A 12,507-nucleotide genomic window follows, 5' to 3' on the forward strand; every position below is an offset into this window, starting at 1 on the left:
ATAGCGGCATTGCTCTCGTCATCCTGAACTCGTTTCAGGACCTCGGGCGTCATTGCACAATTTAGAATATGAGGGCTCCTCTTCCTTCAAGAAGAGGGGCGTTTGCTTTTGAGGGTGCTATGCCGGTTGGTTTGTGCGTTCAACCACCGCCCGAGCACCCTCATCCAACTGCGGCTAACCAGCGGAGCTGGCAAGCCTTCGTATCCTTCTCCCTGAAGGGAGAAGGGTCTCATCCGAATATCATCGCAATGCGTGATGTGATCAGCCGCCAGAACAGCTTCGGCCCGAACGTCCGGTAGCTTGGCGCATCGTCGGGCAGGGGCAGGTTGGACTGTCGGAACTGCGTCTGGGTCCGCATTTCGACCGGCGGGATATCGCCCGCGAAGCGCTTTGCATAAGCCGAGGTCCAGTGGCCCTTTGCAAATTTCAGGAACATCGCGCTGTTGCAGCAGGAAGCGACCATGCGCCGGGTCGGGGCGTCGGGTGCATTCTGATAGGCTTTCAGAAGCTCGACGCCTTTGACACAGGAGAACCGGTCGTCGCGATAGGTCAGATAATGGGTCCCGCCATCCTCTTCGGTGACCTTGGCTGCACCGTCCAGCGCCTCCAGCATCGCCGCTCCCGCCTGGCAGTCATCGCAATAGCAGACACCGCTCAGGATCGGGCGGCCGACAGCCTGACAGCGGACTTTGCCGCATTGGCAGGTGGAGAAAAGGGTCGCGTTGGCCATATCGCAGAGATTAGCGAAAAAGCAGCAATCCGTCACCCCGGACATGATCCCGGGGCCGGAGCGACAATGCGCCATTGTGGTGCTTGCCGCTCTGGATCCTGAAACGAGTTCAGGATGACGAGCGCCTCTCCCCTGAGCAGATCAGCAAGATTATTCTGCGATATTTGGATTGCACGGTTGATTGTGCCAATATCATCGCGAACCAGAGCGAGGGCGAGCAATTGACCGACTATAAAGTCAGCTTCAACTATCAGCAATCCACCGGTACGCCAGCCGCGACTACAGGCTCGCTGACGAAAAACCCGGTGATAGAATTTCTCTGTGATCCGGCGCTCAAGGATCGCATCCCGCCGCCGGAACGGGCGATCCGTTTTGCGCCGGACTGGTTCAGGCGGCTGGAGCGCGAGATGGGCGTGCCGGATGCGCATGGCTTGCCGGGGCTTACCGCCAAGGCCTGCCTGCCGATGACCGATGCCTTCTCGCTCGGCTTTATCCTGCCGTTGCCGTTCGATGTGCAGTTGCGCATTCCCGAAGACCGGGTGTCGATCCAGATGGGCTGGGCCGAAGATGTGCCCTTCCAGCCAATCGAACAGCATCACCCGGCGCAAATCGGGGCGCCGGAGCCGCCGTTCGAAAGCGTCATGCCGCTGAAATTCATCAATCCTTGGCGGATCAGCGTGCCCGATGGCTATTCGGTGCTGTTCACCCAGCCGCTGAGCCGGCCGGACCTGCCGTTCACCTGCTTTTCCGGCTTCGTCGACTGCGACCGGTTCGACGCACTGGTGAACCTGCCCTTTGCCTGGACGGGGCCGACGGGTGACCATTTCCTGCCCGCCGGAACCCCGATCGCCCAGTTGCTGCCGATCCGCCGCGATACGATGGTCAAGCAGGGTGTGGCGCGCGCTTCCACAGAGGCCGAGCTGGCCGAGCAGGAAGCGGCACGCCACCGCAAATATACCGAGGAATCGGCTTATGCGAAGGACTGGCGGGTGAAGAAATAAGCTAGCTATAGCTCACCACTTCCCACTCGATCCCGTTCCAGTCGAAGAAATAGAAACGCCGGCCGGGTTCGTAATCGCCATGATTGAATGGTTCGAGGCCGGCCGCAGCGACTTTCGCCTCCACCGCATCCAGATCATCGACGGTCACACCGATGTGATTGAGCGGTTCGCCCTTGTTGAACGTGGGGTCAGCCGCACGCACATCCGGATTGGTATAGAGCGCGATATATTGCTCATCGGTACCGACGTGGATGGTGTGGCCACCCAACATTGATGGCCCCTCCCACCGGATATGCCAGCCAAAAAGTTCGTGCAGCAGGGCGGCGCTCCGTTGCGGGTCGCTGACCGTGATATTGGCGTGTTCGAGTTTTCCGTTGGTCATTTTTCATTTCCTTTCTCCGTTGTTGAATGGTCGACCCGCCAGGGCGGGAAGCGGCGGTTGTCGCCGCCGTAAAACAGGCAGACGGGATTGCCCGCCGGATCGCGCAGCCGCGCTTCGCGCCAGCCCCAGCTCTGGTCTGTGGGCTGTGTTTCGAAGGCGATTCCTGTGGATTGCAGCTGGGCGACAGTGTCATCGAGATCGTCGCATTCGAAGTAGATCATGGTTGTCGGCGAACCGATCTTCTCGACCGCGTGGATCGAGAAGGTCTCTCCCGAAGGCGTCTCGAACCGGGCATAGCGCGGCGGGCTGTCGACGATCTGGGTGAGGCCAAGGCGGCGGTAAAATGCCACCGACTGGTGATAATCGACGCATCCCACGGTGACCTGATTGAGTTTCATTGTCTGTCTTCCTCGCATTATTGGCGTCACTTCACTGGAAGACTTGGAAGCATGTTTGCCGTCTTGCGACCGGGCCTCTGAGCCCGCCAAATCTCCATGCTTGCGATTCGTACAACCTCAAGCTAAGTTGAGGTCAAGATATTATTTTCCTCTCCATTGCGCAGCGATGGGGAGGTAGCATTCGCCGAAGCCTTGGCGAAGGTGGATGGCGGAGGGGTCTGTCCCGCAATCAACCCCGCCACCATCCTGCGGATGGTCCCCCTCCCCATGCTGCGCACAGGGAGGAAAGAAAGGAGACAGAATGACCGCAACCAAAGCCCTGACCATCGGCGCGCTCGCCGCTCGCACTGGCCTGTCGGTGTCGGCCATCCGGTTCTATGAGGAAAAGGGGCTGGTCGAGCCGTTCCGCTCCGCCGGCGGCCAGCGTCGCTTTCTGCGATCGGATATCCGCCGCCTGAGCTTCGTGCTGATCGCCCAGCAACTGGGCCTGAGTATCGGGGAAATCCAGCGCCAGCTTGCCGGACTACCCCATGGCCGCACCCCGACCCAGGCCGACTGGACGCGGATCAGCAAGGCGATGCGCGGCGTGATCGATGCGCGTATCGCCGAACTGGAGCGCACCCGCGACCGGCTCGACGGCTGCATCGGCTGCGGTTGCCTGAGCCTGAAGAAATGTGCGCTCTATAATCCCGAGGACCGTGCAGGACTGAAGGGGGCGGGGCCGCGTCTGGTGCTTGGCGACTGAATCGGCCTGCATTGCCGCATGCTGCCCGGCGCAGAATTTTTTCGCAAAGCACCCGATCAGGCACGGGAACGCTTCGCGTTGCAACGCGTAACTAGATGCATGAAACACTCAAAACTTCTGGACCAGAATTGTCGCGCCAGACGACAGGAAGAATTGCAAGACGCCATCGCGTCGATGATCTCCCAACCGCAATTTCCGTGCGTCGGGGCGAAGTCAGCGCTGGCACGTGACAATCTGAAGGTGATTGCCGGGCATAGTCTCGACAGCAATTGGGACGATTTGCAAATCCATCGGGAACTGCTCGCCTGGGCGAGCGAATATCGCAATTCGTCGGAAGGGCTGCGCAGTCTGGCCGTCATATTCGACGGGCCAACCGACCTGTCGGAAACCGAATTCGAAAAATTATTGTGGGAACGGATACAATCGATGGCGGACAAGGACGCATGGCGCGGCCAGAGCTATGACGAGCGGGTCAGCCCCGATCCCGACGATCCGCATTTTTCCCTCAGTTTTGGCGGCGAAGCCTTTTTCGTGATCGGCCTGCATCCCAACGCATCGCGCCCGGCCCGCCGCTTTTCCAATCCGGTTCTTGTCTTCAACCTGCATGACCAGTTCGAGCAGCTGAGAGAAATGGGCCGCTATGACAAGATGCGCAAAACGATCTTGGCGCGGGACAAGAAGCTGGCCGGGGACATCAACCCGATGCTGGCGAAATATGGCGAGTCCAGCGAAGCCCGCCAATATAGCGGCCGGCTGGTCGGTGATGACTGGCAATGCCCCTTTCACGATCGGCGCAGCCTGTGAGCAGCTTTCGCATAGCGCCGCGCTCCGGAGTCGCATTCCGTCTGCGGAAAGGCGAATTTCTTGATGTGATCGATCCGGAGGGCGGGCAGGTCTCCGACTTGCTCGCCTTCAACGGCGAAGATGTCCGGGAGGTCATTTCCAATGGCCGGACCTTTGATTATGAAGAAACCATCCAGCTGACCCAAGGCAATTGCCTCTGGTCCAACCGGTCGCGGCGCATGCTGACCATCGTTGAAGACACGGTCGGATCGCATGACTTCCTGCTGACTCCGTGCAGCGAGGATACTTTCCGCCATTTCTATCCCGACAAACCGGTGCATCGTGGATGTTTCGGTAATCTGGCAGAGGCGCTGGCGCCTTTCGGTGTTGAAAGGGATGCCATTCCCTGCGCGTTCAACGTGTTCATGAATGTTCCGGTCGAACAGGCAACGGGAAAGCTCGCGGTCCTGCCGCCGACCAGCAAGCCGGGCGACCGGCTGCGGTTGCAGGCGGAGATGGATCTGGTGATCGGACTGACGGCCTGTTCGGCCTATGCGTCCAATGGCGGGACGTTCAAGCCGATCGACTATCGGGTGGTGGCGGAAGGGGTGTAGCCGGTCTTGCGGAAGTAGAGGTTTAACGCCTTGCGCAATTCCTCATTGATCCGCGTTTGCCAGCCTGCACCCGTAGCCCTGAATTTCTCCAGAACGATTTTATCCAGCCGCAGGGTCACCTGCTGCTTGGGATTTGCGAGTTTCGGTCGACCCGGCTTGGTGAGCGTACCGTCGGCGGGGCGGACCAGTTTGCTGCCGTCCCAAATGGCTGCCCGATCAAACTGATCGTCTGTCCATTCCGTCCGATCTTCAGGCTCAAGCCAGGGTTCCACTGTTTCTTTTGATTTCTTCGTCATTCGCCTATCTCATTAAAATGATGCCGAACGTATAGCTCGAGGTTTGCTTGCTTAATATAGACATATTTGTAGTTACATTAATAGAAAAACGTCAGTGGGGGGGATGAGCAGGCAGATTGTAATTGGGAATTACTGTCGCGCCTGCCCAAACCGTTCGAATTGTTGATATGGTAAGTCCGAAAGGCTCAGGAACTAAAGTCCGGAACTTTTTGACTAGGTCGTGGACTCATAAAATCTTAGCCAGAGTCTGGTTGACGCGAGTGCGACGGTGGCGAGGAAGTTTCTGGCGAGCTTGTCGAAGCGGGTGGCACATCTTCGGAAGTGCTTGAGTTTACAGAAGTATCTTTCGACCAGATTGCGCTGACGATATATGTTCGCGGCGACTGAGCGTTGTATCTTGCGATTGCGCTGGGTTGGGATATGGGCTGTGGCACCCATGGCCTCGACCTGTTCGACCAGGGCGCGGGCATCATAACCCCGGTCGGCGACGAGATGGCGTAGGCGTTTCAGGCTGGCGACCAGACCGGCGGCGGCCGCATGATCGGATATCTGGCCTTGCGACAGGGCGAGACGGATTGGCAAGCCCTCGGCATCGACCACGGCATGCAGCTTGGTACTCAGTCCCCCACGAGAGAGACCAATGGCGTGATCCGGGCCCCCTTTTTACCACCGCTGGAATGCTGGTGAGCGCGAATGATGGAACTGTCGATAAATGCCATGGATTCTGGCGAACCTGCTGCCAAGGCATTGAATATATTAATCCAAACACCAGCCTTCGCCCATCGGTTGAAGCGATTGTAGACCGTCGTGTACGGGCCATAGCGTGCCGGAAGGTCCCGCCAGGGCGAGCCCGTGCGCAAAATGTAAAAAATACCGTTTAGTACCCGCCGGTCATCCACCCGCGCCACGCCGCGCGGCTTGTTGGGCAATAGCGGAGCGATAATCGACCACTCCGCATCACTCAAATCAAATCGTGCCATGATACACCTCCTCTAAAGACAGTGAATCACATCTATTGCGCTATGGGAATCCCCTTTATGAGTACACAACCTAGTCACTGTTCGATAGAAAGCGACCTTCGCTAGATTTACGGTGTTGAAGACGTCATTGTTTTCCACGTTTCTGGCTGAATGCACCACTTTGCCGCGATTTTCATATAATTTTTTGATGTCTTGATAGGCTTTGTCTCGCGATGGTCGATCATCTGTAACATAGTCCGCTAAGGCGGCAGAAAGTGATTTAGCTTTATTGCTAACAGCGCTTAAATTGAGCAGAGTTTCCATAGCAGTCCACAGCAGTTGAATAGCTATTTCTGTCGTGGGTACCCACTGAGCTTGCTCGTAAGTTGTAAATGCTCGGAAAAATCTATTAACTCGGCACAGCCCTACGACCGTGGAGATTGCTTGTTTTATCCAATCAATATCACTCGCAGAAAGCATATGACATTGTTCTTTGAAAACGCCGACGTGACTGGGAAAGCTTTCAAATGGCTTAGCTTTTGCTGTTCCTGAATGATCCTTCATCAAATTGAATGGCATGTTCCCCAAAATCGGAATTCTTATTGGAGCTGAAATTCTGAGCCTCATCATTGACACGATAATTGTTAATGCGACTTCCACTGAAAAATCTTCGAAGTCAGTCAGGTTTTTCAATTCTATTTGGGCTCGCGCGTTGAATGATTTGTATTCATCTACAGCAACCCATGGGGCGGGATGATGTTTTGCGGGTAGTGCGGGCGGTGCAAATGCCATCATAGTAGTACTGAAGGTGTCAACGAAAATGCTTGAGATTAGGCAGTTCTCGGAGAGGAGAACTTTCTCATCAGCGATCGCAATGCCTGTTACACAGGCATAAGTAGGGGAGCGAGTCGACTGAATATTCATTCCGCCGCCAGCAATTCTTCTGCCGCGTTCAGGTCGACCGAGACCAGCTGGCTGATCCCGCGCTCCATCATCGTCACGCCGAACAGGCGGTGCATGCGGCTCATGGTTACGGCATTATGGGTAACGATCAGATAGCGGGTATTGGTCTCGGCCACCATCTTGTCGAGCAGGTCGCAGAAACGCTCGATATTGGCGTCATCCAGCGGCGCGTCGACCTCGTCCAGCACGCAGATTGGCGCGGGGTTGGTCAGGAACAGGCCAAAAATGAGTGCCACAGCGGTCAAGGCCTGTTCGCCGCCAGACAGCAAGGTCAGCGAGGTCAGCTTCTTGCCCGGTGGTTGCGCCATGATTTCCAGCCCGGCTTCCAGCGGATCGTCGCTGTTGATCATTTCCAGATGCGCCTTGCCGCCGTTGAACAATGTCGCAAACAGCCGCTGGAAATGTCGGTCGACTTCCTCGAAGGCCGCGAGCAGGCGCTGGCGGCCCTCCCGGTTGAGGCTGCCGATCGAGCCGCGCAACTGGTGGATCGCCTCGTTCAGGTCCTGGCTTTCCTTCGTCGAAATTTCCCACTCGCCCTCGAGTTCCGCCAGTTCGTCGGCCGCCACCAGATTGACCGGTCCGATCCGTTCGCGGCTGAGGGTCAGCCGTTCGAGTTCTGTCGATTCCCCGGATGCATCGCCTACGGTGTCCTCGTCAAATTCCAGCTTTTTGGGTAGCATGACGGCGGGGCATTCGAATTTCTCGGAGGAGATCCGCCCCATTTCCATCCGGCGCAAATCCTGGTTCTCGGCGCGCGCCTTTGCACCGGCACGCAATTCGCGGGCCTGACTCAACATTTCGCTGGCCTGGGTGAGCCGCTCCTCGTGATCGCGCTGCGCGAGTTCGGCGGCCTGCAACGCGGCATCCTTTTCGACGACCTTCACGTCGAGCGCATCCTGCTGTTCCGACAGCCTGGTAACTTCGACCTCGATCACCCGCGGGCGGTCGGCGAGATTCTCTACTTCCGCCTCGATCATTGCGCCGCGCTTGGCCATTTCCTTCATCCGCGCCTCGGCTTCTCCCGAGCGATCCTGCCAGGATCGGATCTGCGCGCTGGCGACGGCTTTCTGTTCCTTCACCTGCGCCAGTTTCTGGTCGATCCCCGACAGCGCTGCCTGCGAGGCCATGACCTGTTGCCGTGCGGCGTCGCGCTGGTCCTGCAGGGCTGCCCGCGCGCTTTCCTGTGCCGCGCCATCGGGCTGGCCGGCGCGTTCTTTTTGTGCGGCCTCCAGCTCGGCGAGAGCGGTCGCATTTTCCGCTTTCAGCGCGGCGTCGCGTTCGGCGAGGCTGGCGGTGCGTTTCTGTAACCAGGCCAGCGCTTCTTCGGCCTGATCGGCTTCGCGCAGGGCCTGACGCAGGGCTTCTTCCGCTTCGCGTCGCGCGGTCCGTGCGTCTGCCAGTTGTGTTTCGATAGACGATATTGCTTCGCGTTGCGCGGCCAGAGCGGTTTCCGCTGCGGTCACCTTGTCGGTTGCCGGTCCCAGCAGTTGCTGCAATTCGCGCAGCCGGTTCGCGCGGACCAGCCGCTCGGCGCTCGCATTACCGTCGTCGCGCGCGACAAAGCCGTCCCAGCGGCGCAGCGCGCCCGCTCTGGTGACCAGCCGCTGGCCGACCGAAAGCAGCTGGCCGTCATCGCTGTCCGCAACAAATATCTGCGACAGGCGATTGTGCAATTCGGCCGGGGCCTGCACCCGGTCGAGCAGTCTCTCGGTTCCGGCGGGCGTGTCTGCGGAAGCGGCGATATCGGCGCCGCCCCAGAAGCGGTCGCCATCTTCGCCCACCGACGCCAGCAGATCGTCGCCCAGCGCCGCTGCCAGCGCGCGTTCATAGCCCGGTGCCGGCTTGACCTGATCAATCGCCTTGTTGGTGCTTTCAGCCTTGGACAGTTCGCGGTTCAGGGCGTCATGTTCGGATTGCAGCCCGGCCAATTCGGCCTTCAGCGTGGCAAGACCGGATTGCGCGGCATCGCGGGCCGCGGTGGCTGCTACCCGCTGCTCTTCCAGCGAGGCAATCTTGCCGCCGCTGCCGTCTGCCGCAGACTGAGCGGCTTCCCGTGTCGCAACCGCCTCGGCAAGACTTGCCTTGAGCTCCGCTTCGTCGCCCATTTCGGCGCGTTCGGCGTTCAGCCGCTCGAGTTCCACTGCCAGCCGGTCGTGGCGCGCCTGCGCGGCATCGACGGCGGCATTGGCGACCTTTATTTCCGCCTGAATGCGCGCTTCCTCGGCCACTGCCTTGGCCAATTCGACCTCCGCCTCGCTGGCTGCGCGTTCGGATCGTTCGACCGCGCGTTCGAGATCGGGGCGCTCGCCGGTGAGACTGGTGAGCTCGGTCGACAGGCGTTTCTCGTCCTGTTCCAGCCGGTCCAGCGCTTCCATCGCATCGCGGGTCAGTTGGTCTTCCCGGGCATTGTCCTCGTGAATCCGCTCGGCCTGCGCCTGCAGGTCGAGCAGTCGCGATTTCAGATTGTCGCGTTCGTTGGTCAGGGTCAGCAGCCGGTGGCTGGACTCGCTGGCTTCCTCGCGCACCCGCTGTACCTCTGCGCGCAACAGGCCGAGCGCCTTGGCGCTTTCATTTTGCGCGGAAACGGCCGCCTGCTGTTCATTCTGTGCCGCGACAACCTTGGCTTCGGCGGCTTCGGCTTCCGCCTTGGCGGCGTCGGAGGCGGCAGCGGCCTCTTTCCAGCGCGCGTAGATCAGCCGGCCCTCGACGAGCGTGATTTCCGCGCTCAGTTTCTTGTAGCGTTCCGCCTGCTTTGCCTGCCGCCGCAAATTGGCCGCACGCTGCTCCATGTCGCCGAGAATATCGTCAAGACGGGCCAGGTTCTTTTCCGCTGCGCGCAATTTCTGTTCGGCATCTTTCCGCCGGACGTGGAGGCCGGAAATGCCGGCCGCTTCCTCCAGCATTTCACGCCGCGCCTCCGGCTTGGAGGAAATGATATTGGAAATCTTGCCCTGGCTGACCAGCGCCGGGCTGTGGGCGCCGGTGGCGGCATCGGCGAAGATCAGCGCGATATCCTTGGCCCGGACGTCGGTGCCGTTGGCGCGATAGGCCGAGCCGGCACCGCGCTCGATCCGGCGGACAATCTCAAGCTCGCTGTCATGATCTCCGGCGTGGAGCGAAGAGACGTCATTGGCTTCCCGCTCGGCGGTCAGCGCGACTTCGGCAAATTGCCGTTCGGGCCGGTCCTGGGTGCCGGCGAAAATGACGTCTTCCATGCCGCCGCCACGCATCGACTTGGCGCTATTCTCGCCCATCACCCAGCGGATGGCTTCCAGAAGGTTTGATTTGCCGCAACCATTGGGGCCGACCACGCCGGTCAGCCCTTTTTCAATGCGCAGCTCGGTGGGGTCGACAAAGCTCTTGAAGCCCGAGAGTCTGAGCTTCTTTATTTGCACGGAATTACACCCGTGCAGCCATTGTCAGTGAGCCTCTTCAAATCGCGCCCCCTCTTGCGACTGGTTCAGCGCCTACCGGGCGCCCGCTTCCTTTAATTTGCTTTCCACAGCGACCCAGTTGGTGCCGTCGATCTTCTGCCCGTTGAGCAGGAATGTCGGGGTGCCCTGGATATCATATTCCTCGACCGCTTTCTGCGTGTCATTCATCAGCGCTTCGGCCGTCGCCGTGTTGGCAAGGCAGGCCTTCGCCTGATCTTCGGAAATGCCGCGCTGCTGGAAAAAGGCGATCAGGCCAAGCTGTTCGGCGAGACGGACAAATCGCGTTTCCGGAGCGGATGCCAGGATATCATTATAGGTGGCGTCTCCCATCGCCTGCGCTTTTTCGAACATGGCGGTCTGATTGCTCAGGGCCTGTTCGGTCAGCGGGAAAAACGGGGTCTCGCCACCGCAGCGGGACAGGATGGCCGCCGACAGATCCAGCGGATCGCGGACAAAATTGCGGATTTCGAAACTGACCCGGCCGCTCTCGACATAAGTGTCGCGCAAGGGAGCAAAGGCCTGTTCGCCGAAATCCTTGCAGTGCGAGCAGGTGATCGACATATATTCGACCAGCTTGAGCGGCGCATCGGGATTGCCCATGACGATGCCGCCAGCTTCGGTTTTCGATACCGTTTCAGACCATTTTTGTCCGGCCGGAGCCTCGACGGCTTCGATCGAACCGGAGGTGCTTGCCCCTGCCTCGCCTTCACTTGCTTCGCCGCATGCGGCCAGAGCCAGCGCGAGAGCCACGGGAGCGATATAGTTGAATGTGCGCATATTCTGTTCCTGCTTCTTTTTGAATTGATCGAATGTCTATTGCGGAAGGCCCGCCAATTTCGGCTGCAATGCTGTCCAGCTGTGGACTTTGGCAAGCGGCTGGTCGGCTAGCGTGAAGCTCGGGGTACCGGTCAGCTTGAGCGTTGTCGTGGCATATTCCGTCATCGCCAATATCTTGTCCTGTTCGGTCTTGTCCGCAAGACAGGCGTCGATCTGCGGCGCGGTGAAACCCCGGCCTTTCATCAGCGTGTCAAGACCGGCAGCGGCCGCAATTTTCTTCAGCCGCTGTGGAACGGTACCGTCGTTGATCGTCTTCATCACTTCGGGCGATGCCGACTGGAATTTCTTCAGCCAGGTCGATTGCTGGAGAAGCAAGGCCCGGTGATTACCGAAAAATTTCGTGCGGCCGCCGCAACGGGCCAGCATGGCCGCGGTCAGGTCAATGGGGTTGAGTATCAGGTTGCGAACCTCGAAGCTGACATGGCCCTTTTTGATATATTTGGTGGTCAGGGGGCTGTGCGATTCCTGCTCAAAGGCGGCGCAGTGATTGCAGGTATAGCTCATATATTCGGTCAGCTTGTGCCGGGCGAGAGGATTGCCCATGACATGGCCGCCCATGCTCGACTGGGTCACCCGCTTGGTCCAGTCGGTCTGCTGCGCCGCAGCCGGCGCGACCATCACAACCGATGCTGCCAATGCCGAAGCAAGATACGCGCTTCTATACTTCATGTCGGGTCCCTTTTCTTGTCGCCGCCACCGATCTTGCCGATGATCCTGATGCTTTGCTGCGCTTCTTTCTTAGGGTTCGCTTCCGCCTTTGCAACTGCCGATGCGAGGGACTCCAGCACCCGGTTCAGTTCCGCGTCGCCGATATCGCGCAAATTTTCGCCCAGCTGGATGGGTGCGGGCTTCAGCGAAGCGGGCAGGGGGACCCTTTTTTCCTTGTCTTTCTTGGGTGTTACGACGCCTTGTCTGAATCTTATCTGACTGACAGCGCCATAGCCGAAGAAGCGGTTTACCCGTTCGATAATGTCCGGCGCGATATGCTGCATCATCGTCGCATAGGCGCCGCCGACCAGCAGATGCAGCGTGCCGCCCTCCTTTTCGCCGCGCGGAAAGCGGATCGATTCGGGCAGCGAGACGGCGGCATAGCGTTCGCCGACAATCTCGGCCCAGCGGCTGACCACCGAGCTCTGGATGAAGCCGTAACGGCGAAAGGCGGCGCGGCCGATTTCGGGCACCAGGTCAGATATGCTTTTCGCCGGACCGCCGCGCGGGCGCTGGTATTTCTGATATGCCTTGGCGGCCGGCTTTTTTGCGGCCTTTTTCGGCGATTTTTTGGACACGGGCTTACCGTTTTCGGCGCTTTTCGCCTTTTCAGATCCAATATTGTCAATTTTCTTCGCCATTATGTCCTTTTATGGC

14 protein-coding genes are annotated in these 12,507 nt (G+C 59.1%); 4 read left to right on the top strand and 10 right to left on the bottom strand.

Translation table 11 applies throughout. The features are described 5' to 3' along the window. Window positions 1–229: 229 nt before the first annotated feature. Entirely contained in the window at window positions 230–730 is a 501-nt protein-coding gene (locus CHN51_RS10815; RefSeq protein WP_100095584.1) for a hypothetical protein, read from the bottom strand. 221 nt (window positions 731–951) lie between these two features. On the opposite strand from CHN51_RS10815, the gene CHN51_RS10820 reads away from it, so the two are divergent. Continuing rightward, window positions 952–1,731, top strand: coding sequence for a hypothetical protein (locus CHN51_RS10820; protein WP_123906302.1), 780 nt, complete (start codon window positions 952–954; stop codon window positions 1,729–1,731). A gap of 1 nt (window position 1,732) precedes the next feature. Here the strand turns inward: CHN51_RS10820 and CHN51_RS10825 are convergent, their stop codons facing one another. Both CHN51_RS10825 and CHN51_RS10830 read right to left on the bottom strand, forming a co-directional pair. Continuing rightward, complete coding sequence (locus CHN51_RS10825; protein WP_100094024.1) at window positions 1,733–2,113, bottom strand: VOC family protein; 381 nt, start codon at window positions 2,111–2,113, stop codon at window positions 1,733–1,735. After that, the gene (locus tag CHN51_RS10830) at window positions 2,110–2,511 is read right to left on the bottom strand and encodes a VOC family protein (protein WP_100094025.1); all 402 of its coding nucleotides are present in this window, start codon (window positions 2,509–2,511) and stop codon (window positions 2,110–2,112) included. Before CHN51_RS10830 ends, CHN51_RS10825 begins: the two co-directional genes overlap by 4 nt. 301 nt (window positions 2,512–2,812) lie before the next feature. Here CHN51_RS10830 and soxR point away from each other — a divergent pair, with 301 nt between their 5' ends. The 3 genes from soxR to CHN51_RS10845 all read left to right on the top strand — a co-directional run bounded on the left by soxR (window position 2,813) and on the right by CHN51_RS10845 (window position 4,653). Continuing rightward, entirely contained in the window at window positions 2,813–3,256 is a 444-nt protein-coding gene (gene soxR, locus CHN51_RS10835; protein WP_100094026.1) for a redox-sensitive transcriptional activator SoxR, read from the top strand. Between the two features lie 174 nt (window positions 3,257–3,430). Beyond that, window positions 3,431–4,060 (top strand): guanitoxin biosynthesis heme-dependent pre-guanitoxin N-hydroxylase GntA, encoded by a 630-nt coding sequence (gene gntA, locus CHN51_RS10840; RefSeq protein ID WP_240616952.1) that lies wholly within the window; start codon window positions 3,431–3,433, stop codon window positions 4,058–4,060. Then, window positions 4,030–4,653: an urea carboxylase-associated family protein gene (locus tag CHN51_RS10845; RefSeq protein ID WP_100094028.1), complete on the top strand. Its 624-nt coding sequence runs from the start codon at window positions 4,030–4,032 to the stop codon at window positions 4,651–4,653. The genes gntA and CHN51_RS10845 overlap by 31 nt, the downstream gene beginning before the upstream one ends. On the opposite strand, the gene CHN51_RS10850 is transcribed toward CHN51_RS10845, so the two are convergent. From CHN51_RS10850 to CHN51_RS10880, 7 genes are all read right to left on the bottom strand, one after another. Then, entirely contained in the window at window positions 4,626–4,949 is a 324-nt protein-coding gene (locus tag CHN51_RS10850) for a BrnA antitoxin family protein (protein ID WP_100094029.1), read from the bottom strand. The genes CHN51_RS10845 and CHN51_RS10850 overlap by 28 nt on opposite strands. Before the next feature lie 213 nt (window positions 4,950–5,162). Beyond that, window positions 5,163–5,929, bottom strand: a protein-coding gene (locus CHN51_RS10855; RefSeq protein WP_100093997.1) for an IS5 family transposase whose coding sequence is annotated in 2 segments (ribosomal slippage) — window positions 5,163–5,605 and window positions 5,605–5,929 — 768 coding nt in all. Because the reading frame shifts where the segments join, the coding sequence is not laid out codon by codon here. Between the two features lie 12 nt (window positions 5,930–5,941). Further along, window positions 5,942–6,832 (bottom strand): HEPN domain-containing protein, encoded by an 891-nt coding sequence (locus tag CHN51_RS10860; protein ID WP_100094030.1) that lies wholly within the window; start codon window positions 6,830–6,832, stop codon window positions 5,942–5,944. Then, entirely contained in the window at window positions 6,829–10,266 is a 3,438-nt protein-coding gene (gene smc, locus CHN51_RS10865; RefSeq protein WP_100094031.1) for a chromosome segregation protein SMC, read from the bottom strand. Before smc ends, CHN51_RS10860 begins: the two co-directional genes overlap by 4 nt. Window positions 10,267–10,338: 72 nt before the next feature. Continuing rightward, the gene (locus CHN51_RS10870; RefSeq protein WP_100094032.1) at window positions 10,339–11,082 is read right to left on the bottom strand and encodes a thioredoxin domain-containing protein; all 744 of its coding nucleotides are present in this window, start codon (window positions 11,080–11,082) and stop codon (window positions 10,339–10,341) included. A gap of 36 nt (window positions 11,083–11,118) precedes the next feature. Further along, complete coding sequence (locus CHN51_RS10875) at window positions 11,119–11,811, bottom strand: thioredoxin domain-containing protein (RefSeq protein ID WP_100094033.1); 693 nt, start codon at window positions 11,809–11,811, stop codon at window positions 11,119–11,121. Then, window positions 11,808–12,491: a DUF721 domain-containing protein gene (locus CHN51_RS10880; RefSeq protein ID WP_100094034.1), complete on the bottom strand. Its 684-nt coding sequence runs from the start codon at window positions 12,489–12,491 to the stop codon at window positions 11,808–11,810. The genes CHN51_RS10875 and CHN51_RS10880 overlap by 4 nt, the downstream gene beginning before the upstream one ends. Between the last annotated feature and the right edge of the window lie 16 nt (window positions 12,492–12,507).

It is taken from the genome of Sphingorhabdus sp. YGSMI21, from assembly GCF_002776575.1.
Taxonomy (GTDB): Bacteria; Pseudomonadota; Alphaproteobacteria; order Sphingomonadales; family Sphingomonadaceae; genus Parasphingorhabdus.

Bases quoted from the DNA above. Each gene is read 5' to 3' on its own strand.
- CHN51_RS10815 (WP_100095584.1), bottom strand. From the start codon at position 730: ATGGCCAACGCGACCCTTTTCTCCACCTGCCAATGCGGCAAAGTCCGC.
- CHN51_RS10825 (WP_100094024.1), bottom strand. From the start codon at position 2,113: ATGACCAACGGAAAACTCGAACACGCCAATATCACGGTCAGCGACCCG.
- CHN51_RS10830 (WP_100094025.1), bottom strand. From the start codon at position 2,511: ATGAAACTCAATCAGGTCACCGTGGGATGCGTCGATTATCACCAGTCG.
- soxR (WP_100094026.1), top strand. From the start codon at position 2,813: ATGACCGCAACCAAAGCCCTGACCATCGGCGCGCTCGCCGCTCGCACT.
- gntA (WP_240616952.1), top strand. From the start codon at position 3,431: ATGATCTCCCAACCGCAATTTCCGTGCGTCGGGGCGAAGTCAGCGCTG.
- CHN51_RS10845 (WP_100094028.1), top strand. From the start codon at position 4,030: ATGCCCCTTTCACGATCGGCGCAGCCTGTGAGCAGCTTTCGCATAGCG.
- CHN51_RS10850 (WP_100094029.1), bottom strand. From the start codon at position 4,949: ATGACGAAGAAATCAAAAGAAACAGTGGAACCCTGGCTTGAGCCTGAA.
- CHN51_RS10860 (WP_100094030.1), bottom strand. From the start codon at position 6,832: ATGAATATTCAGTCGACTCGCTCCCCTACTTATGCCTGTGTAACAGGC.
- CHN51_RS10870 (WP_100094032.1), bottom strand. From the start codon at position 11,082: ATGCGCACATTCAACTATATCGCTCCCGTGGCTCTCGCGCTGGCTCTG.
- CHN51_RS10875 (WP_100094033.1), bottom strand. From the start codon at position 11,811: ATGAAGTATAGAAGCGCGTATCTTGCTTCGGCATTGGCAGCATCGGTT.
- CHN51_RS10880 (WP_100094034.1), bottom strand. From the start codon at position 12,491: ATGGCGAAGAAAATTGACAATATTGGATCTGAAAAGGCGAAAAGCGCC.